Genomic DNA, 19067 nt, shown 5'->3' with positions numbered 1-19067 from the left:
AACTTCCGCAGATTAGAAGCCTATGTCCCTGATAGTTCTACTGCTTCTGCCTTTTATCGGCAGCTGTCTGGCAGCCTTGCTGCCGCACAACGCGCGTAATACCGAATCGCTGTTGGCTGGCCTGGTTGCCTTGATCGGCACCGTCCAGGTCGCCCTCTTGTACCCGCAAATCGCCCATGGCGGCGTGATCCGTGAAGAGTTCTTCTGGCTCCCCACCCTGGGCCTGAACTTCGTGCTGCGCATGGACGGTTTCGCCTGGTTGTTCTCGATGCTGGTACTGGGCATCGGCACGCTGGTTTCGTTGTACGCCCGTTATTACATGTCACCGGACGATCCGGTGCCGCGTTTCTTCGCGTTTTTTCTGGCGTTCATGGGCGCCATGCTGGGGCTGGTGATCTCCGGCAACCTGATCCAGATCGTGTTTTTCTGGGAGCTGACCAGCCTCTTCTCGTTCCTGTTGATTGGCTACTGGCACCACCGCGCCGATGCGCGACGGGGTGCTTATATGGCACTGATGGTCACCGGCGCGGGCGGTTTGTGTTTGCTGGCGGGGGTCATGCTGCTCGGCCATGTGGTCGGCAGCTATGACCTGGACAAGGTCCTGGCCGCCGGCGAGCTGATTCGCGCGCATGCCCTCTACCCTATTCTGCTGCCCCTGATCCTGATCGGCGCCCTGAGCAAAAGTGCGCAATTTCCCTTCCACTTCTGGTTGCCCCACGCGATGGCGGCACCGACCCCGGTCTCGGCGTATCTGCACTCGGCGACCATGGTCAAGGCCGGGGTGTTCCTGCTCGCGCGCCTGTGGCCGTCGCTGTCCGGCAGTGAAGAATGGTTCTACATCGTCAGCGGGGCCGGCGCCTGCACCCTGTTGCTCGGCGCTTACTGCGCGATGTTCCAGAACGACCTCAAGGGCCTGCTGGCCTACTCGACCATCAGCCACCTGGGCCTGATCACCCTGCTGCTGGGCCTGAACAGTCCGTTGGCCGCCGTGGCCGCGGTGTTCCACATTCTCAACCACGCCACGTTCAAGGCCTCGCTGTTCATGGCCGCCGGGATCATCGACCACGAAAGCGGCACCCGGGACATTCGCAAGCTCAGCGGCCTGGTCAAACTGATCCCGTTCACCGCCACCCTGGCCATGGTCGCCAGCGCCTCCATGGCCGGCGTGCCGCTGCTCAACGGCTTCCTGTCGAAAGAGATGTTCTTCGCCGAAACCGTGTTCATCAACGCCACGGCCTGGATCGAGATGACCCTGCCGATCGTCGCGACCATCGCCGGGACGTTCAGCGTCGCTTACTCCCTGCGCTTCACCGTCGACGTGTTCTTCGGCCCGACCGCCACCGATCTGCCGCACACCCCGCACGAACCGCCGCGCTGGATGCGCGCGCCGGTGGAGTTGCTGGTGCTCACCTGTCTGGTGGTGGGGATTTTCCCCGCTCAAGTGGTCGGCTCGCTGCTCGCCGCCGCCGCATTGCCGGTGGTGGGCGGCACGCTGCCCGAGTACAGCCTGGCGATCTGGCACGGCTGGAACGCACCGATGATCATGAGCCTGATCGCCATGTCCGGCGGCATCGTGCTTTATCTGTTGCTGCGCAATCAACTCAAGCAAGGACGCTTCACGCACCCGCCGGTGATCAGCCGTTTCAATGGCAAGCGGCTGTTCGAGCGCAGCCTGGTGGTCATGATGCGTCTGGCCCGACGACTGGAGCGGCGGATCAGCACCCGGCGCCTGCAAACCCAACTGTTTCTGGTGGTGCTCGCCGCCGTACTGGCCGGGGTGATCCCGATGCTGCACAGCAGCCTGAGCTGGGGTGACCGGGCGAAAATTCCGGGCTCGATCGTGTTCGTGATCCTCTGGCTGCTGGCGATTGCCTGTGCACTCGGAGCGGCGTGGCAAGCCAAGTATCACCGGCTAGCGGCCCTGACCATGGTCAGTGTCTGCGGCCTGATGACCTGCGTGACCTTCGTCTGGTTCTCGGCGCCGGACCTGGCCCTGACGCAACTGGTGGTCGAAGTGGTGACCATGGTGCTGATCCTGCTCGGCCTGCGCTGGTTGCCGCGACGGATCGAAGAGGTGTCACCGTTGCCGAGCAGCCTGCGCAAGGCGCGGGTACGGCGGGTTCGCGACTTGCTGCTATCGACAGCGGTCGGTGGCGGCATGGCGCTGTTGTCCTACGCGATGCTGACCCGCCAGACGCCCAACGACATTTCTTCGTTCTACCTCAGTCGCGCCCTGCCCGAAGGCGGCGGCAGCAACGTGGTCAACGTGATGCTGGTGGATTTCCGTGGCTTCGACACCCTCGGCGAAATCACCGTGCTGGTGGCCGTGGCCCTGGCGGTGTTCGCCCTGCTGCGACGCTTCCGCCCTCCGAAAGAAAGCCTGCAACTGCCGGCCCAACAGCGTCTGCTGGCGCCCGATGTGGTCACCGATCTGGTCAACCCGCGTCACGCCAGCGACACCGCGCTCGGTTTCATGATGGTGCCGGCGGTGCTGGTGCGCCTGCTGTTGCCGATCGCCCTGGTGATCTCCTTCTATCTGTTCCTGCGCGGGCACAACCAACCGGGTGGCGGTTTCGTCGCCGGACTGGTGATGTCGGTGGCGTTCATCCTGCAGTACATGGTCGCCGGCACCCAGTGGGTCGAGGCGCAAATGAGCTTGCGGCCGCTGCGCTGGATGGGCACCGGGCTGTTGTTCGCCACCGTTACCGGGCTCGGGGCGATGGCGGTCGGGTATCCGTTCCTGACCACCCACACCTGGCATTTCGAGCTGCCGCTGCTGGGTGACATTCATATCGCCAGCGCGCTGTTCTTCGATATTGGCGTGTACGCCGTGGTGGTCGGTTCGACGCTGTTGATCCTCACCGCCCTCGCCCACCAATCGGTACGCGGTCATAAAACCAGCGCGCAAATCAGGCCCGCGGCCAAAGCCGTTGTCACCCAAGGAGCCATCTGATGGAAGAAGTCATCGCAATCGCCATCGGTGTGCTGGCCGCGTCCGGCGTATGGCTGATCCTGCGGCCACGGACGTTCCAGGTGGTCATGGGCCTGTGCCTGCTGTCCTATGGCGTCAACCTGTTCATCTTCAGCATGGGCAGCCTGTTCATCGGCAAGGAGCCGAACATCAAGGACGGCGTGCCTCAGGATTTGCTGCACTACACCGACCCGCTGCCGCAGGCGCTGGTGCTGACCGCAATCGTCATCAGTTTCGCCATGACCGCGCTGTTCCTGGTGGTGCTGCTCGCCTCCCGGGGCCTGACCGGCACTGACCATGTGGATGGCCGGGAGCCTAAAGAATGATGGCGATGACTCACCTGATCGTTGCACCGATTCTGCTGCCGCTGCTGACCGCCGCCGTGATGCTGATGCTGGGCGAGAAACACCGCCCGCTAAAGGCCAAGATCAATCTGTTCTCCAGCCTGTTGGGGCTGGGCATTGCCGTAATGCTGCTGCAATGGACGCAGACCACCGGTGTGCCCGGCTCCATCGGTGTGTACCTGCCGGGCAACTGGCAGGCGCCGTTCGGCATTGTGCTGGTGGTTGATCGCCTGTCGGCGTTGATGCTGGTGCTGACCGGGATCATCGGCGTCAGCGCCCTGCTGTTCGCCATGGCCCGCTGGGACGGCGCCGGTTCGAGTTTCCACGCACTGTTCCAGATTCAGTTGATGGGCCTGTACGGCGCCTTCCTCACGGCGGACCTGTTCAACCTGTTCGTGTTTTTCGAAGTGCTGCTCGCCGCCTCTTACGGGCTGATGTTGCACGGTTCGGGCCGGCCGCGGGTGTCGTCGGGGTTGCATTACATCTCGATCAACCTGCTGGCCTCGTCGCTGTTCCTGATTGGCGCGGCGCTGATTTACGGCGTCACCGGCACGCTGAACATGGCCGATCTGGCGCTGAAAATCCCGCTGGTGCCGGAAGCCGATCGCGGCCTGCTGCATGCCGGCGCGGCGATTCTGGCAGTGGCGTTCCTGGCCAAGGCTGGCATGTGGCCGCTGAACTTCTGGCTGGTGCCGGCGTACTCCGCAGCCAGCGCGCCGGTAGCGGCGATGTTCGCGATCATGACCAAGGTCGGCGTCTACACCCTGCTACGCCTGTGGACGCTGCTGTTCTCCGGCCAGGCCGGGGCCTCTGCGTACTTCGGCGGCGACTGGCTGATCTACGGCGGCATGGCGACCATCGTCTGCGCCGCCGTGGCGATCCTCGCCGCGCAACGCCTGGAGCGCATGGCCAGCCTGAGCATCCTGGTGTCGGCAGGCATTTTGTTGTCGGCCATCGGTTTCGCCCAGCCGAACCTGATCGGCGCGGCGCTGTTTTACCTGGTCAGCTCGACCCTGGCCTTGAGCGCGCTGTTCCTGCTGGCGGAGTTGATCGAGCGTTCGCGTTCGGCCAACGAAATGCCACTGGACGATGACGGCGAGCTGCTGCCACGGCCCCTGGAATCCTTGCAGCCGCCCAAAGGCTTCAACCTCGATGACGACCAGAAAGCCGTGGTCGGTCAGGTGATTCCCTGGACCATGGCCTTCCTCGGCCTGAGCTTCATCGCCTGCGCTTTATTGATTATCGGCATGCCGCCGCTCTCCGGTTTTATCGGCAAACTCAGCCTGCTCAGCGCCCTGCTCAACCCGCTGGGCCTGGGTCATGGCAGCGACGAGCCAGTATCGAACGGCGCGTGGGGGTTGCTGGCGTTGTTGATCCTGTCCGGATTGGCCTCGTTGATCGCTTTCTCGCGTGTGGGTATCCAGCGTTTCTGGACCCCGCAAGAGCGACCGTCGCCTTTGCTGCGCCGCCTGGAGTGCGTGCCGATCATGGTTCTGCTGGGGCTGAGCATTGCGCTGACGTTCAAGGCTGAACCGCTGTTGCGCTACACCCAGGCCGCCGCTCAAGCATTGAATAACCCTCAGCAATACGTGATGGCGGTGCTCGGCACCCGTGCGGTGCCGAGCCCTGAAGCCAGGGCAGCACTGGTGGAGGTGCAACCATGAAGCGTCTGTTTCCTGCGCCGTGGTTGTCACTGTCCTTGTGGCTGCTCTGGCTGCTGTTGAACCTGTCGATGAGCCCCGGCAATGTGCTGTTGGGCGCGGTATTGGGCCTCTGTGCCCCACTGATGATGCGCAAGTTGCGGCCGTTGCCGATCCGCATTCGTCGCCCAGGGGTGATTTTGCGTTTGTTCTTGCTGGTCGGGCGCGATGTGCTGGTGTCCAACCTCGCCGTGGCCTGGGGCGTGCTCAATGCCGGGCGGCGTGCGCCTCGCTCGCGGTTCATCAAGGTGCCGCTGGACTTGCGCGATGCCAACGGTCTGGCGGCGCTGTCGATCATCTGCACGGTGATTCCCGGCACGGTCTGGTCGGAACTGGCGCTGGATCGCAGCATTCTGTTGCTGCACGTTTTCGATCTGGATGACGAAGGCCCATTCATCCAGCACTTCAAGGCGACCTACGAGCGCCCCTTGATGGAGATCTTCGAATGAGCGCATTGCTGTCGAACGCGATCCTGCTGAGCCTGTTCATCTCTTCGCTGGCGATGATTCTGACCCTGATCCGCCTGTTCAAGGGCCCGTCAGCCCAGGACCGGGTTCTGGCCCTGGATTACCTGTACATCATCGCCATGCTGATGATGCTCGCGCTGGGCATTCGTTATGCCAGTGACACTTACTTCGAGGCGGCGCTGCTGATCGCCCTGTTCGGCTTCGTCGGCTCGTTTGCCCTGGCCAAATTCCTGTTGCGTGGCGAGGTGATCGAATGAACGCTGAACTGTCTTTGTGGGTGGAAATACCGGTGGCGATTCTGCTGGTGCTCAGCAGTCTGTTTGCACTGATCGGCGCGGTCGGGCTGCTGCGGATGAAGGATTACTTCCAGCGCATGCACCCACCGGCGCTGGCCTCGACTTTGGGCGCGTGGTGTGTGGCTCTGGCTTCGATCATTTACTTTTCGGCGCTCAAGTCGGAGCCGGTGTTGCATGCCTGGCTGATTCCGATTCTGTTATCGATCACGATGCCGGTGACCACGCTGCTGCTGGCCCGGGCGGCACTGTTCCGCAAGCGCATGGCGGGGGATGATGTGCCGGCGGAAGTGAGTAGTCGGCGCACGGAACCCGGGAGTTAGTTCAGGGACTTGTGTTGATTGGCGGGATCTCTTCGCGGGCTTGCTCGCGAAAGCGATTGACCGCCCCCCCTCAGATCCAGGCCACTGCCAGCAACCCGGCCCCCAACACCAAGCACAACGGCGAATACGCCCAAGTGTCGAGCCGGGCAAACTTCGAATCCTTGACCTGCTTGAAGAACCCCACCAGATTCGAATCGCCGATCGCCCGAGCGAACATCAGCAGAGCAATCGCGCTAATTACCCATTGCAACGACCAGTGATGCACCGTGGGCAGATACAGTCCGACCCGCAGGCACACCAGCATCGCAATCAGCAGCAAACCCACCGCCACCAGCAGCGTGCCAAAGCCCGATGGCTTGAACGCCGGCCTTGATGCCTCACCGTCCTCCCCGGGTACGCTCGGTACCACCGCCTCGCTACCCCACTTGCCACCCGCCGCCCAATACAGGTGGATCAGGCTGATGACCAGAAAGATTGCAGCAATCCATTGCGCGACCAAAAGGCTCATATTCAGACGTCCCGTGTGAAATGTTGCAGCAGAATGAACTTCCTTGCGCGATTTTAAAAGCGCCCGGCACAAGCTGGCGAAGCCTGCAATCTTTTGACTTTGCTTCCAACGGCAAAATCAAAAGATCGCAGGCTTCTACGAGTTTCATGTACACCCGAGCAGTTTATTTCAGCTGGGCAGCGACTTTATCCGCCACATCCTTGGGCACCCAGGCCTGCCACACCTGCGGGTTCGCCTTCATGAACGCCTCGGCCGCTTGACGTGGCGGAGTGTGTTTTTCACTCATCTCCGCCAGGGCCTTGTTCAACGCTTCGATCGGTAAATCGACCTTGCTGAAGAACTCGGTGAGCTGCGGGTACTGTTTCTGGAACGGCGCGGACACGCCGATGGACAGCTTCGAGGGCAGTGAGCGAGTCGGTTTCGGATTGGGGTTGTCAGCCTCGGTCAGGGTTTTCCAGGCTTCGGCGTCGAATGGCGGCTCTTGCAGTTGAATCAGCTTGAAACGGCCGAGCAATGGCGTCGGCGACCAGTAATAGAACAGGACTGGTTTGCCGCGACGAATCGACGAACTGATCTCCGCGTCCAACGCCGCCCCCGAACCACTGCGAAAGTTCACGTAGCTGTCGTTCAGCCCATAGGCCTTGAGCTTCTGCTTGTTGACCACCTCCGACGTCCAGCCGATCGGGCTGTTCAGGAAGCGCCCCTTGCTCGGGGTTTCCGGGTCTTTGAACACATCCTTGTAGCGCGGCAGATCACTGACACTGCGCAGCCCCGGCGCCAGCGGCTTGATGCCCTTGGCCGGGTCGCCCTTGATCACGTATTCCGGCACCCACCAGCCCTCGGTGGCGCCCTTGACCGTATCGCCCAGGCTCGCGACTTTGCCCTCGGCCTCAGCCTTGACCCAGACCGGACTGCGGCCCGCCCACTCTTCGCCAATGACCTGAATGTCATTGTTGGCCAAGGCGGTTTCCAGGGTAATGGTCGTTCCGGGCAAGGTATCGGTCGGCAAGCCGTAGCCCTGCTCGACGATGATCCGCAGAATCTCGGTGATCAGGCTGCCACTTTCCCAATTCAGGTCGGCAAAGTGAATCGGTGCCTGGGCAGCGAATACCGGAACGGGTGAAACCAACAAGCCGAACGTGGCCAGGGTAGCGGCCAGTAACCGTCGTAATCCCTTCATGCTCTTGCACCTCGTGCTGTTCACAGCAATAGCAGGATGGCCTGACAAAGAAGACCACAAGCCTCTGAATACTCAGTCAACTGACTGTAGTAGAGGTTTCTGCTTTCGAGGGGCGAGGATTATTTTTCGGAAGGTTCCTGCAAGCGCGCAAGCTCTCTTCTGACCATGCTGGCGTACGCCGCCGGGCGCAACATATAAATCTGTGACGCTACCCAACTCAGCCAGGCTCCCTGCAGAACGGCCTTTTCAGCCAACAGGCGCTGGGCCTCGGCGTGTGCACTGGCCTGGTTCTGTTCATGGAAATCGGCGCGGGTCTGGGTCATTACTCGCTGGCCTTGAAGGTCACCAGTTCGCCTTTGCGCCACTTGGCGGCCTTGGCAGTCACGGCTTTCAGTGTCTTGGTCAGGCCTTCCTGCAATTGTTGGTGGGCCGCAAACACCATCACCACGCTATGACCTTCCTTGAACACAATGCCGTGGCCGTCTGCGGTGGTCACGAACGCGTAATCCCCCAGTCCGTACACCGTCAATTTGATTTCGCGGAACTTGATATCCAGTTTTCCGCCTTCGCGGCTGGGCAATACGGAAGCGCTGAAATGATCGCCGACCTTGAGTTTCAGCCCGGGCTTGTCGTCTACCACCAGCGCGGCTTCGGTGTCGATCTCGGCAATGTAAATGCCTTCAGCGTTCTGTTCGGTGATGTAGACGAAACGTGACTGAAACTGTTTAACCAGCTTTGCGCGCAAATCACCCAGTACGAACAAAGCATGCATATCGAGATTACTTACTGCCAAGGAAACATCCCCACATCTGAAAATGATGCCGCACGCAGGAAACGCGCACAGCAGAAAAAAGCGGCAATGCCGAGGTTTAGCCAAATGACCCGGGTCGTAATCCTGGAACGAGCAGAGGGCTCATTCATCGCGAGGTTTGGGAAGATTACTGGAACATCCCCCGCGTCGTCTTGCCTGGCGGTCGTCAGAGGTTGAAGGAAAACGCCCTTCTGACGGCCAGAAAAACCGGATCACCAACTTTAGGGAAAAATCTCTTTAAAAAAAGCACTTTTCTGACATATCGCCAGTAAAAAATTGCTTTAGATGGGCAGCAATCGCCAACCAGTGAGAGCGATTCTAGAGCAGCCATGCTCACCGAGACTACCCAAAACAACGTACGCACGTCGGTAAAACCACGAAAAGGACTTCATATGTGCACACTGACTCACTTCGCCCAGCCTCACACACACCACACAAACGGCTCGTCACTTCTGCAATCGATAGTACTCCGCCAGCAGGATTTCCTCCCTGAGGCGCATCTGCTCCCGCGTTTTCAGGTGGTATTGGCCGGCAACGCCTTTTTCCACATCAGGGAAATATCCACCGGACGTGTCAGAGGTTTCCGCGCCGACCATAACGAAGCCTGCGCCCTTGCCCGCTCGCTCGAGTCTCGCAACTGACTCATCTTGCGGCATTCACATTTATAGACGTTTCGTCACGCCGGCGACTTAACTCAGCCGCCGGCAGGCAACTACTGCCATACTGCCCGCCCCATGAAACCCGTCTCCAGGGTGGACGGCGCTCAATACAACATAATATTTCAAAGGGAAGACTGCTACGTGACGGAATTTGATATCGGTGAATTTTTTATCCGGGGCGAAGCCAGAGAGGTCGACGGTGAATTCCAGGCAGTCATTATCATGCGCGCCAAACCACCGTTGACCACGGTGTCGTATCACCAGGTCGAAAAGGATCGCTGGTTCAAGACTGCGGAAGTCGCGACGATTGCCGCCCAGGAGTCCGCCAAAGCCCTGAAGCTTGCCGTCGATGAGGGTGCGTTGAAGGGCTGACCATCGGGTTTACAGTCTATGCTCATCCCTGCTTTGAACATCGTTATCGAACTCCCTGGCGCGCGGCCCCCTCAGATGCAATGAAGCCGCACCTCAGACCTCACGCCCGAGGCGATTGATTATCTGCAAGGAGATGAAGATGGATTCACCCACACATGACTTGAAAGGCTTGTTCGACCAGCTCGGCCTGGACTCCAGCGAAAAGGCCATCGACGATTTCATTGCCCTGCATTCACCGTTGCCCGATGACAAGAAACTCATCGATGCCGAGTTCTGGACTCCGCAACAAGCCGGCTTCCTCAAGGAACAACTGCGTGAAGACGCCGATTGGGCGCACGTGGTCGACGACCTGAACCTGCGCATGCACCAGATTCACTAGCTGAGGCTCAATGCAGGCTGTCGGGCATTTCGACGTTCAATTGTGCCAACCAGGCAGCCCTGCACTCCTCGGCTTCATTACGACTGGAGAACACCGTCCCCCGGCGCTCACCGTTGAGCAGCACCACCCAACAGACGCTCTGCCCCATCGCTCGCAAACTGGCGGGCACGCCGCTGCCAATCATGACCGCGACATCGACTTTGCTTTGCATGCTGACCTCTCGAATTTCATTAGCGACCTAACTATGCAGGCATGTTAATGAGTTCATCCTCGAGGAAACAGCAACGGCGTTGCATAGCTTCGTTGCATATGCGGTAACAATTGCCAGGCTATCAGCGAGGCTTTTCCGGTTTGTAGCCCAACCGCAATCCACCCCAGTGGCGCCCCTTGAGCATGATCGGCACCGAGAGGTCGTGCATCAGTTCACCGGTGTCGCGGGTGTAGGTCTGCAACAGTACGGCCTGCTGGTGGCTGCCACAGCGAATCCCGGTGCGGTCGGCGAACTTGCGCTTGGTGCGGTTTTGCAGGGTATCGACCTGCACGTCGCCGGTCAGTGGCTGGCTGAACACCGTGTTGTGGGTCGGGACATACCCCTGCTGCGTGCAGGCAATGGCGAATACCAGGCCTTCGTGACGCGGCAGCAACGGTTCCTGAATCGCCGGCAAGACCTGATCGGTGTAACGGTCGAAGCGGGTCTGGTATTTGGTCGGGCTGGTGTTGGGGATCGTCTGATAATTGCGATCAAACAGGTCGTCGAGGCTGATCCGGCCCTGGTCGATATCCGCCTCGAAACGCGCCGCAATCTGACTCGCCCCTTCGCGGGCCAGGTCGTAAATCCGCTGATGATAGTCATCCAGCCCGACTTCGGCGAGACGTTCACTGATGGTTTCGGCCTGCCCTTCCATTTGCACCGCCGCCTGGGCCAGGCGCTGGGTTTGCTGGTCACTGATCGCCAGGTCGCTGCGCATTTGTTCGATGGCGTGGAACAGGCTGTCGAGTTGTTCGCGATTAGTGTCCGCGCCCAGAGCGATTTCCCCGACCTGCCTTTCAACACCGGCCGCCAGGCGCGCGATGTTTTCCAGGTGCTGCCCCGTGTGCTCGACCTGCGCAACGCCAGTATTGAGGTCGCTGGCCAACTGACGAATCTGCTCCACCACTTGCGCCGTGCGTTGTTGAATGTCAGCGACCATCTCCCCGACTTCGCCGGTCGCCGTCGCCGTGCGCGCGGCCAGGCCACGAACCTCATCGGCCACCACCGCAAACCCGCGACCGTGTTCCCCGGCCCGCGCCGCTTCGATGGCTGCGTTCAACGCCAACAGATTGGTCTGGCTGGCGATGGACTGGATCACCAGCGTGACCCGCTGGATATCGTCACTGCGCAGGCTCAGGGCTTCGATCAACTCGCGGCTGTTGCTGGCACGCTGACTGAGTTGATGCATGCGCGCGATGGACTCGATCAGTTCCGTACGCCCTGCCGCACTGCTCTGATGGGCTTCGCTCGCCGCGCTCAAGGCTTCCCGGCTGAGTGTCGAGGTAGCCTGTTCGGTGGCGATCATCACTTCAGCGCTGCTGACAATCTGTGCTGCGGCGCCGAGTTGCGATTGCAGCTTGTCGGCCAGCTGCTTGACCGAAAAGGCCACGCCGGCGGCCGACAAGGCGTTATGACTGGTGGTGTAGGAAAGATCGCGAGTCAAACCGGCGATGGCGCTGGCGTTGTCAGCCGGGGTTGCCTGCGGCAGCGTGCGCGAGCGCAGGCGCGGCAGCCAGATAATCAGCACAGCCAATGGCAGGCCAAGGTAAAGCGACCAGCCAGCCAATGCCATGCCACACAGCAAGAGCATCAGGGCGATGCTTTGCAGAGTCGGCGTGAGCCACTGGTTTTTCGGCAAAAGTACGGCTGCGGGCACTGCCCCAGCCAGAGACCCGTCTCGCATCATCGTTTGTCACCCCAGGCATCTTCTAATTGTTGTATCCGCATTAAACGCCACCACAAGGCCATTATCTATGGTCCGTTAGTAGTGGGGGGTTGCAGCAGATCAATAGAAGTGCACGGGTGTTTTCGCAGACGTCGAAAAGCAAAGATCGCAGCCTTCGGCAGCTCCTGCACGGGTTCACATAAACCTGTAGGAGCTGCCAAAGGCTGCGATCTTTTCAAGGCAGCCAGTTATTAGCTGGCTGCCTCACAGAATCAGGCCTGACGCTGGTGCTTGTCGATCTGCTCGTGACGTTCTTGAGCTTCGATGCAGTACTTGGTGGTCGGGCTGATCAGCAGGCGCTTGAGGCCAATTGGCTCGCCGCTGTCATCGCACCAGCCGAAGCTGTCTTCCTTGATGCGTTCCAGGGCCTGTTCCAACTGAGGCAGCATGCGCTGGTCGCGATCGATCGCGTTCACCAGCCAGGTGCGCTCTTCTTCGACAGAAGCCGCGTCAGCCGGATCGGCCGGGGTGTCCAGGCTCTCGATGGCGATGCGATTCTGTTCGATGCGCTCATGGGTTTCGACTTTCATGTTCTGCAACAGCTCAGAGAAAAAAGCATGTTGCTCGGCATTCATGTAGTCATCCGCCGGCATGGCCAGCAACTTGTCCTTTGTCATTGATATCTCTATAAAAAAACGTGCATTAAGGCGAATTAGGGAGCGTTCCGTTGAGCCTTGTGCGGTCATTGGAACGGCGCCGTTTATTCCAAGCGCCACCCGGCACTCAATTTACGAGGGGCGGCAGTCTAAGGCCGACTTGAGGCCTCAGCAACTGAAAAGACAGCAAATCTGTCCGACAAAGCCCTGAAAGTGCTCTATGGCGAGCTTTGAGGCGCTTATCGGAGTGCGTTTATAGCAAGAAATTCAGTCCAGCGGCTGTATATAGAAGACAAACGGCTGCGCCACGCGGGTCAGGCGTGGCGCAGTTTCGTCTTTCGCGTGGTTTAGCGCTTGAGTTTGCGCTTGTTGCGGTACTGGTCGATGACCACCGCCACCACAATAATCAGCCCCTTGATAATGTCTTGAATATAAGCGTCAACACCGACAAAGGTAAAGCCGCTGGCCATGACCCCGAGAATCAATGCCCCGATTACGGTGCCGGTGATGCGCCCAACGCCACCGGCCAGGCTGGTGCCGCCGATGACCGCCGCGGCAATCGCGTCCAATTCATAAGACATGCCCATCCCGGCTTGCCCGGTCGCGGCCCGTGCCGATGCCACCACCCCGGCCAAGCCGGCAAGCAACCCGGCGATGCTGTAGACGATCACCAGATGGCGCTTGACGTTGATCCCGGAGGTGCGCGCCGCCTGCATGTTGCCGCCAATGGCGTAGGTGTATTTACCGTACTTGGTGTAGCGCAGGGCAATGTGAAAGATCACTGCCACCACCAGAAAGATGATCACCGGCATCGCGCCGTGCCCTATGGCTGTGTAGGAATCCGAGAGCATGCTCACCGGCTGACCTTCGGTGTAGTAGCGCGCCAGACCGCGCGCCGAGACCATCATGCCGAGGGTGGCAATGAACGGTGGAATCCCGGTGATTGCAATGATGCTGCCGTTGATCGCCCCCGCCAGCAATCCCACCCCCAGCCCGGCGATCACTGGAATCCACACCGGCAAGTCAGTCAGGGACGGAAACACCGCCCGGGCAAAGTCCGAGGTCTGGGCTAGGCTGGCGGCAATCATCGCCGACAGCGCCAGCACCGAACCCGAGGAAAGGTCGATACCGGTGGTGATGATGACCTGGGTTACCCCGATTGCCAGCAGGCCGATGATCGACACTTGCAGGATCATCAGCACCAGGCGCTGAGAGTTCATCAGGAAGCTCTGGTCCCGCACGATCCAGCCGAACAGCTCGAAGACCAGGCCGATGCCGATCAGTACCAGGAAGATACTCAGCTCGGTCGGGAAGCGCCGACGACTCTTGACCGGTGCCATTGCAGGCTTGTTTTCCAGTATCGCGTTCATAACCACTCACCCTTCTATTGCGTCGTCGACGGCGGCCACGGCCACCGCCAGCATCCATTAGTGAACCGCGGACATGCCCGAGGCCAGTTGCATCACTCGTTCCTGGGTCGCCTCGCTGCGGTCGAGGGTGCCCATCAGGTCGCCCTCGTGCATGACCATGACCCGGTCGCTCATGCCCAGCACTTCCGGCAGTTCCGAAGAAATCATGATCACCGCCATGCCTTCGCTGGCCAGGTACGAGATCAGCCGGTAGATCTCGGCCTTGGCGCCGACATCGATGCCCCGGGTCGGCTCGTCGAGAATCAGGATTCGCGGGTTGGTCATCAGCCAGCGCGCCAGCAAGGCCTTCTGCTGATTGCCGCCGGACAAGGTATCGATGCACTGCTCCAGCGACGGCGTTTTCACCCGCAGCTTCTTGCACATGTCTTCACACAACGCGCGCAGGGCTTTCTGCTGGATGAAGCCGTTGCCGACGTAATGGGGCAATACCGCCATTTCCATGTTTTCCAGCACCGACAGGCACGGGAACAGGCCGCTGAGCTTGCGATCTTCGGTCAACAACGCGAAGCCCTTCTCGATGGCCATGTGCGGATCGGTGATGCGCACCACCTCGCCGTCGAGCCGGATCTCGCCACCGTCACTCGGAGTGATGCCGAAAATCGCCTCGGCGACATTGGTCCGCCCCGAGCCCATCAACCCGGCAATGCCCAGGATCTCCCCGGCATGCAGGTCGAAGGAGACATCCTTGAAAATGCCGTCCAGCTTGAGATCGCGTACCGACAGCAACAGATCGCCGATCGGCTTCTCGCGCACCGGGAACAACTGGCTCAGTTCGCGACCGACCATCATCGAAATCAGGCTGTCGCCGTCCATGCTGTCGGCCCGTTGCAGGCCGATGTAGGCGCCGTCGCGGAATACCGCCACTTCATCGGCGATGCTGAACACTTCGTTCATTTTGTGAGTGATGTAGATGATGCCTTTGCCCTGGCTCTTGAGGTCGGCAATGATCGAGAACAGGTGAGCGACTTCCTTATCGGTAATGGCCGAAGTCGGTTCGTCCATGATCAGGATGTCGGAGTCGTAGGACACCGCCTTGGCGATCTCGACCATCTGCCGTTCGGCGATGCTCAGGTTGCCCACCTGCTCTTCCGGGTCGAGATTGATCCGCAGCCGCTCCAGCAGTTTGGCGGTGCAGCGGTGCATTTCGCGGTGATCGATCATGTGCAGGCCGTTGAGCTGCTCACGGCCGATCCAGATGTTCTCGGCGATGCTCATGTGCGGCATCAAGTTGAGTTCCTGGTGAATCATCGCGATCCCGGCCTGGAGCGCGGCCAGTGGCGTTTCGAAGACCACCGGCTTGCCCCGCAGGCGCAACTCGCCGGCATCCGGCTGGTAGATGCCGGCAATGATTTTCATCAGGGTGGATTTGCCGGCACCGTTTTCGCCCATCAGCGCCAGCACGGAACCGGGACGCACCCGCAGCTGTACGTCGGACAAGGCCACCACACCGGGAAAACCCTTGCTGACGTTGATGATCTCCAGCAGGTACGGCTCATCGACAGATGTTGCGGTTGGCTGGATACCCACCAACGGGGTGCTCGAAGCAGTCGCTGAAGCGAACATGATCAGGTACTCCATCAGCAAGGTCGCGTCGCAACCTTGCGTGCTTATTGTTGTTATCGAACGGACGGACTATTTGAACTGGTCAACGTTTTGCAAGGTGATCAAGCGATACGGCACCCACACGGCCTGTTCGACCGGCTCGTTCCTGGCCATTTTCACCGCCGTGTCGACCGAACCATCAGCCTGCCCCTTGGCGTCCTGGAACACCGAGACCAGCAGAGAGCCCTTCTTCACCGCGTTCAAACCGTCGGGCGTACCGTCGACACCGGCGATCAGCACACTGCCTTTGGCGACACCCGCCTGTTGCAGGGCCATGGCCGCGCCAATCGCCATCTCGTCGTTGTTGGAGACGACCGCATCGAACTTGCGGCCCTGGGTCAGCCAGTCGTTGACCAGGGTCATGCCCTTGTCCCGCGACCAGATGCCGCTCTGCTCTTGCTCGATCTTGATGTTCGGGTACTTGGCCAGCACCTCTTTTACGCCCTTGGTACGGTTGGTGGTGGAGTTGTTGGCCAAATCACCGAGCAGAATCACGATGTCGCCCTTGCCGCCCATTTTTTCCGCCAGGTACTGCATCTGCATCTGACCGGCCTCCAGATCGTTGGAGGCGACAGTGACCACGCCTTTGGGCAGGTTCAGGTCGTCGGGACGACGATTGACGTACACCAGCGGAATGCCGGCCTTGACCGCCGCTTCGGTAATTTTCTTGGTGGCGGCGGTATCCACCGGGTTGACCACAATGGCGTCGACCTTCTGGCTGATGAAGCTTTCTACCTGGCTCAACTGCCTGACCACGTCGCTGCGCGCATCTTCGAACTGCAGCTTGACGCCATCGGGATAGGACTTGGCTTTGGTGTCCATGGATTCGCGCAGGTAGGTCAGCCAGGTGTCATCGAACTGCGCCATGCTGACGCCGATCTTCATGTCCGCGAGTGCGGCACCGCTGGCGAGCATCAGGGACAAGGCGAGCGAGGCGAAACGGATCTTGGTCTTCATGAAAGGTCTTTCTCCACATTCTTGTTGGTTTTATGGATAAGGCGTGACGATTTCAGTAAGCGGGCAAGCGGACAATCGGCGCTCCCGGAATGCAGCAGACCAGGGCGCCCTTGCGTTCAACGCAAAGCAAGCGAAAGACGGAATGAAACGAGACGCGAGGCAGGTCGCGAGAGAGGTGCAGCGCGGAACGTAAAGCATGCAGAGCAGAGTTGAAGGTTTTCATCGACGGTACCTGGCTTTGTTTCTTGTTTTTGGTGCGTCCTTCACTCGTTCAAGGCCTGCTTGAGCGTGATCGGACGTTGATAGTCGGCAACCTGGAAACGACTTTATTGGAAAATAATTTCTATATCAACTCATTTTAGAATTTTATTCTGATTTTGTTCCATGGCTTTCAAATGCGCTCAACGCCACCACTTGATGGCGCTCGAAACTGAGCCGCGCAGCGTCTAGCACGCGGGTGGTCGCCAGTGCATCACAGGCCTCGACCGGCAGTGGGCCACCGCTCTGTAACGCGGTTTGTAGCTGCAAATAGAACTGGTTCCAGCAACCTCGCTCGGACGGCACCCGCTCTCGCACCTCGCCCTGTTCGAACCATCCCCAGCGACGATGCTCTTCGACGCCCCAGCGCTCGCCCTCGGATTTGGGTGTGAGCCCGGCCAGGGCCGACGCCTCTTGCCCGTCCAGACCGTCGACGCTGTAGCAGCCCTGGGTGCCGGTCACGCGAAAACGCGGGCCGGGGGTGTTTTGCAGGCAACTGCCACTCAGGTGCGAGATCACGCCACTGGCATGGGTCAGGGACATGAAGAAGCCGTTGTCGAAGGTCTGGCCTTTTTCGAGGTAATCCAGTTCGGCGTAAACCCGGGTGACGGGGCCAAACAACAGCAACGCCTGATCCACCAGATGGCTGCCCAGATCGCGCAGGAAACCACCGCCGCTGCCGTTGTTCACCGACAGTGGCGAGTAGCGTTCGATCCGCGACTCGAAACGGGTGACCTTGCCCAAGGCACCGGACTCGATGAGTTTGCGTACGGTGAGGAAATCCGAATCCCAGCGCCGGTTCTGGTAGACGCTCAAATGCACGCCCTGACGCTCGGCCATGGTGATCAGGGTTTGCGCCTGTTGCGTATCGGCGGCGAACGGCTTGTCGCTGACCACCGCCACCCCGTGTTCGATTGCGTCGAGCACCAACGCCGGACGACCTTTGAGCGGCGTGGACACCACCAGCACATCAACCCCGGCTTCGACCAGTTGGCCAATGCTGTCGAAGGCCGGCACACCGGGATGTTCCGTGGCCAGCAGTTGTCGGCGCTCGGCGGAACGGGTGACCACGCCCACAAACGTCGCCGCCGGCAAGCTGCTGATCAGCGGAGCATGGAAAAACCGGCCGCCATGGCCGTAACCGACAAGTCCGATACGCATAATTAATTCCTGTGTTCACATGATCCGTAGGAGCGAGGCTTGCCCGCGAAGCTTTTAGCGATCTTGAGGGCCTCTTCGCGGGCAAGCCTCGCTCCTACAGGGGGTGGGGCTATTGGCAGAGTTCGCGGGTCACGCGTTCGAGCATCATTCGGTTGGACTCGTCCGGCCGGTCTTCCCAGGCGAACACCGAGACGGTGGCGATGCCATCGAACTTGATCTCGCGCAAGGTGCCGAAAAACGCTTCCCAGTCGACCTCGCCCTGGCCGATGTCCAGGTGCTGATGCACGGTGGCGGTGACGCCCGGCGGGTTGACGATATAGCGCAAGCCCGAAGAAGCCTTGTGGTTGTAGGTGTCGGCGATGATCAAGTGACTCAGCTTCGAGCCGGCGTACTTGAGCATCGAGGCGATGTCACCCACGCCATCGTCATAGAAAAACGTGTGCGGCGCGGCGTAGAGGTAGTTGATCCAGTCGCGGTCCAGACCGCGAATGATGTCCACCGACTCGTTGTTGCGCTCGCAGAAATCATAAGGATGGGCCTGGATATCGAGCTTGATGCCTTCGCGTTCGAACTCGGGGATCAGTTCGTCCATGGAACGCATGAACTGGTTCTCGCAGACCAACGGGTTGTCCGACTGGCCGGTGAACTCGGTGTTGACCAGTTCGCAGTCCATCTCCACGGCAATCTGGATCGCCCGCTTCCAGTTGCGCACGGCGGCCACGCGCAAACCTTCATCGGCGGCGGCCCAGTGGTACATGGGTAATAAAGAAGAGAGTTTGACCCCGGTGTCGCTCAGGGCTTTGCGAAATTCCTTGATCCGCGCCTTGTCGACTCGCGGGGCTTTATAGAACGGCAGGAAATCTTCTCGGGGCGACAGCTCGATGTGTTCGTAACCGAGCTCGGCGACCTTGTCGACCATCTTGCCCAGGGACAGGTTGCGGTACATGTAGGGGTCTAGTGCGATGCGCATTTTTTTGTTCTCCATCACCTTGAGCTGATCGTTCCCGCGCTCTGCGTGGGAACGCCACCATTGACGCTCTGCGTCCGTTTTGTGACGCGGAGCGTCACGGGATGCATTCC

The 19067-nt window shown here is 60.1% G+C and carries 21 protein-coding genes; 9 read left to right on the top strand and 12 right to left on the bottom strand.

Annotated elements, in window-relative coordinates; genetic code table 11:
* Positions 1-22 precede the first annotated feature (22 nt).
* From PGR6_RS10550 to PGR6_RS10525, 6 genes are read left to right on the top strand one after another with little or no spacing between them, the layout of a single operon-like run.
* The gene (locus PGR6_RS10550) at positions 23-2953 is read left to right on the top strand and encodes a monovalent cation/H+ antiporter subunit A (protein WP_064617039.1); all 2931 of its coding nucleotides are present in this window, start codon (positions 23-25) and stop codon (positions 2951-2953) included.
* On the top strand, positions 2953-3297 hold the full coding sequence (locus tag PGR6_RS10545; RefSeq protein ID WP_007935994.1) for a Na+/H+ antiporter subunit C: 345 nt from the start codon (positions 2953-2955) through the stop codon (positions 3295-3297). Before PGR6_RS10550 ends, PGR6_RS10545 begins: the two co-directional genes overlap by 1 nt.
* Complete coding sequence (locus PGR6_RS10540) at positions 3294-4979, top strand: monovalent cation/H+ antiporter subunit D (RefSeq protein ID WP_018928013.1); 1686 nt, start codon at positions 3294-3296, stop codon at positions 4977-4979. The genes PGR6_RS10545 and PGR6_RS10540 overlap by 4 nt, the downstream gene beginning before the upstream one ends.
* Positions 4976-5464 carry a Na+/H+ antiporter subunit E gene (locus tag PGR6_RS10535; protein WP_064617038.1) on the top strand — a complete coding sequence of 163 codons (489 nt, stop codon included), beginning with the start codon at positions 4976-4978 and terminating at the stop codon, positions 5462-5464. The genes PGR6_RS10540 and PGR6_RS10535 overlap by 4 nt, the downstream gene beginning before the upstream one ends.
* Complete coding sequence (locus tag PGR6_RS10530; protein ID WP_064617037.1) at positions 5461-5739, top strand: K+/H+ antiporter subunit F; 279 nt, start codon at positions 5461-5463, stop codon at positions 5737-5739. Before PGR6_RS10535 ends, PGR6_RS10530 begins: the two co-directional genes overlap by 4 nt.
* Complete coding sequence (locus PGR6_RS10525; RefSeq protein WP_064617036.1) at positions 5736-6098, top strand: Na+/H+ antiporter subunit G; 363 nt, start codon at positions 5736-5738, stop codon at positions 6096-6098. Before PGR6_RS10530 ends, PGR6_RS10525 begins: the two co-directional genes overlap by 4 nt.
* A 70-nt stretch (positions 6099-6168) precedes the next feature.
* Here PGR6_RS10525 and PGR6_RS10520 read toward each other — a convergent pair whose 3' ends face one another.
* From PGR6_RS10520 to PGR6_RS10505, 4 genes are all read right to left on the bottom strand, one after another.
* Positions 6169-6606 (bottom strand): DUF3995 domain-containing protein, encoded by a 438-nt coding sequence (locus tag PGR6_RS10520; protein WP_018928016.1) that lies wholly within the window; start codon positions 6604-6606, stop codon positions 6169-6171.
* Positions 6607-6769: 163 nt separating this feature from the next.
* Entirely contained in the window at positions 6770-7786 is a 1017-nt protein-coding gene (locus tag PGR6_RS10515) for an ABC transporter substrate-binding protein (protein ID WP_064617035.1), read from the bottom strand.
* Between the two features lie 119 nt (positions 7787-7905).
* The gene (locus PGR6_RS10510; protein ID WP_007935975.1) at positions 7906-8109 is read right to left on the bottom strand and encodes a hypothetical protein; all 204 of its coding nucleotides are present in this window, start codon (positions 8107-8109) and stop codon (positions 7906-7908) included.
* Positions 8109-8579, bottom strand: a complete 471-nt coding sequence (locus tag PGR6_RS10505; protein WP_026286571.1) for a hypothetical protein — start codon at positions 8577-8579, stop codon at positions 8109-8111. Before PGR6_RS10505 ends, PGR6_RS10510 begins: the two co-directional genes overlap by 1 nt.
* A gap of 410 nt (positions 8580-8989) precedes the next feature.
* Between PGR6_RS10505 and PGR6_RS30365 the strand changes: the two genes are divergently transcribed.
* The 3 genes from PGR6_RS30365 to PGR6_RS10490 all read left to right on the top strand — a co-directional run bounded on the left by PGR6_RS30365 (position 8990) and on the right by PGR6_RS10490 (position 10007).
* Complete coding sequence (locus PGR6_RS30365) at positions 8990-9238, top strand: hypothetical protein (RefSeq protein WP_081626538.1); 249 nt, start codon at positions 8990-8992, stop codon at positions 9236-9238.
* A 159-nt stretch (positions 9239-9397) separates the two neighbouring features.
* Positions 9398-9628 carry a hypothetical protein gene (locus tag PGR6_RS10495; protein ID WP_018928020.1) on the top strand — a complete coding sequence of 77 codons (231 nt, stop codon included), beginning with the start codon at positions 9398-9400 and terminating at the stop codon, positions 9626-9628.
* Between the two features lie 139 nt (positions 9629-9767).
* Positions 9768-10007 (top strand): DUF2789 domain-containing protein, encoded by a 240-nt coding sequence (locus tag PGR6_RS10490; RefSeq protein ID WP_018928021.1) that lies wholly within the window; start codon positions 9768-9770, stop codon positions 10005-10007.
* 7 nt (positions 10008-10014) lie between these two features.
* Here the strand turns inward: PGR6_RS10490 and PGR6_RS10485 are convergent, their stop codons facing one another.
* The 8 genes from PGR6_RS10485 to PGR6_RS10450 all read right to left on the bottom strand — a co-directional run bounded on the left by PGR6_RS10485 (position 10015) and on the right by PGR6_RS10450 (position 18957).
* On the bottom strand, positions 10015-10218 hold the full coding sequence (locus PGR6_RS10485) for a hypothetical protein (protein ID WP_064617034.1): 204 nt from the start codon (positions 10216-10218) through the stop codon (positions 10015-10017).
* 121 nt (positions 10219-10339) lie between these two features.
* On the bottom strand, positions 10340-11563 hold the full coding sequence (locus tag PGR6_RS10480) for a methyl-accepting chemotaxis protein (protein ID WP_370741122.1): 1224 nt from the start codon (positions 11561-11563) through the stop codon (positions 10340-10342).
* Between the two features lie 632 nt (positions 11564-12195).
* Entirely contained in the window at positions 12196-12600 is a 405-nt protein-coding gene (locus PGR6_RS10475) for a TraR/DksA family transcriptional regulator (RefSeq protein ID WP_007935965.1), read from the bottom strand.
* Between the two features lie 326 nt (positions 12601-12926).
* Positions 12927-13949 (bottom strand): ABC transporter permease, encoded by a 1023-nt coding sequence (locus PGR6_RS10470; protein WP_007935962.1) that lies wholly within the window; start codon positions 13947-13949, stop codon positions 12927-12929.
* Between the two features lie 57 nt (positions 13950-14006).
* The gene (locus PGR6_RS10465) at positions 14007-15572 is read right to left on the bottom strand and encodes a sugar ABC transporter ATP-binding protein (RefSeq protein WP_064617032.1); all 1566 of its coding nucleotides are present in this window, start codon (positions 15570-15572) and stop codon (positions 14007-14009) included.
* Between the two features lie 69 nt (positions 15573-15641).
* Positions 15642-16568, bottom strand: coding sequence for a sugar ABC transporter substrate-binding protein (locus PGR6_RS10460; RefSeq protein ID WP_064617031.1), 927 nt, complete (start codon positions 16566-16568; stop codon positions 15642-15644).
* 366 nt (positions 16569-16934) lie between these two features.
* Positions 16935-17987 (bottom strand): Gfo/Idh/MocA family protein, encoded by a 1053-nt coding sequence (locus PGR6_RS10455; RefSeq protein ID WP_064617030.1) that lies wholly within the window; start codon positions 17985-17987, stop codon positions 16935-16937.
* Between the two features lie 109 nt (positions 17988-18096).
* The gene (locus tag PGR6_RS10450) at positions 18097-18957 is read right to left on the bottom strand and encodes a sugar phosphate isomerase/epimerase family protein (RefSeq protein WP_007939382.1); all 861 of its coding nucleotides are present in this window, start codon (positions 18955-18957) and stop codon (positions 18097-18099) included.
* Between the last annotated feature and the right edge of the window lie 110 nt (positions 18958-19067).

Origin of the sequence: Pseudomonas sp. GR 6-02, from assembly GCF_001655615.1 — a bacterium.
Taxonomy (GTDB): domain Bacteria; phylum Pseudomonadota; class Gammaproteobacteria; order Pseudomonadales; family Pseudomonadaceae; genus Aquipseudomonas.
Note: the sequence above shows the minus strand (reverse complement) of the source record. Positions and strands in the feature narration are given on the sequence as shown.

Excerpts from the sequence above, each read along its gene's own strand:
- PGR6_RS10490 (WP_018928021.1), top strand. The coding sequence starts at position 9,768 with ATGGATTCACCCACACATGACTTGAAAGGCTTGTTCGACCAGCTCGGC.
- PGR6_RS10455 (WP_064617030.1), bottom strand. The coding sequence starts at position 17,987 with ATGCGTATCGGACTTGTCGGTTACGGCCATGGCGGCCGGTTTTTCCAT.
- PGR6_RS10530 (WP_064617037.1), top strand. The coding sequence starts at position 5,461 with ATGAGCGCATTGCTGTCGAACGCGATCCTGCTGAGCCTGTTCATCTCT.
- PGR6_RS10510 (WP_007935975.1), bottom strand. The coding sequence starts at position 8,109 with ATGACCCAGACCCGCGCCGATTTCCATGAACAGAACCAGGCCAGTGCA.
- PGR6_RS10475 (WP_007935965.1), bottom strand. The coding sequence starts at position 12,600 with ATGACAAAGGACAAGTTGCTGGCCATGCCGGCGGATGACTACATGAAT.
- PGR6_RS30365 (WP_081626538.1), top strand. The coding sequence starts at position 8,990 with ATGTGCACACTGACTCACTTCGCCCAGCCTCACACACACCACACAAAC.
- PGR6_RS10540 (WP_018928013.1), top strand. The coding sequence starts at position 3,294 with ATGATGGCGATGACTCACCTGATCGTTGCACCGATTCTGCTGCCGCTG.
- PGR6_RS10550 (WP_064617039.1), top strand. The coding sequence starts at position 23 with ATGTCCCTGATAGTTCTACTGCTTCTGCCTTTTATCGGCAGCTGTCTG.
- PGR6_RS10525 (WP_064617036.1), top strand. The coding sequence starts at position 5,736 with ATGAACGCTGAACTGTCTTTGTGGGTGGAAATACCGGTGGCGATTCTG.
- PGR6_RS10450 (WP_007939382.1), bottom strand. The coding sequence starts at position 18,957 with ATGCGCATCGCACTAGACCCCTACATGTACCGCAACCTGTCCCTGGGC.
- PGR6_RS10460 (WP_064617031.1), bottom strand. The coding sequence starts at position 16,568 with ATGAAGACCAAGATCCGTTTCGCCTCGCTCGCCTTGTCCCTGATGCTC.
- PGR6_RS10480 (WP_370741122.1), bottom strand. The coding sequence starts at position 11,563 with ATGATCGCCACCGAACAGGCTACCTCGACACTCAGCCGGGAAGCCTTG.
- PGR6_RS10485 (WP_064617034.1), bottom strand. The coding sequence starts at position 10,218 with ATGCAAAGCAAAGTCGATGTCGCGGTCATGATTGGCAGCGGCGTGCCC.
- PGR6_RS10545 (WP_007935994.1), top strand. The coding sequence starts at position 2,953 with ATGGAAGAAGTCATCGCAATCGCCATCGGTGTGCTGGCCGCGTCCGGC.
- PGR6_RS10535 (WP_064617038.1), top strand. The coding sequence starts at position 4,976 with ATGAAGCGTCTGTTTCCTGCGCCGTGGTTGTCACTGTCCTTGTGGCTG.
- PGR6_RS10515 (WP_064617035.1), bottom strand. The coding sequence starts at position 7,786 with ATGAAGGGATTACGACGGTTACTGGCCGCTACCCTGGCCACGTTCGGC.
- PGR6_RS10470 (WP_007935962.1), bottom strand. The coding sequence starts at position 13,949 with ATGAACGCGATACTGGAAAACAAGCCTGCAATGGCACCGGTCAAGAGT.
- PGR6_RS10465 (WP_064617032.1), bottom strand. The coding sequence starts at position 15,572 with ATGTTCGCTTCAGCGACTGCTTCGAGCACCCCGTTGGTGGGTATCCAG.
- PGR6_RS10520 (WP_018928016.1), bottom strand. The coding sequence starts at position 6,606 with ATGAGCCTTTTGGTCGCGCAATGGATTGCTGCAATCTTTCTGGTCATC.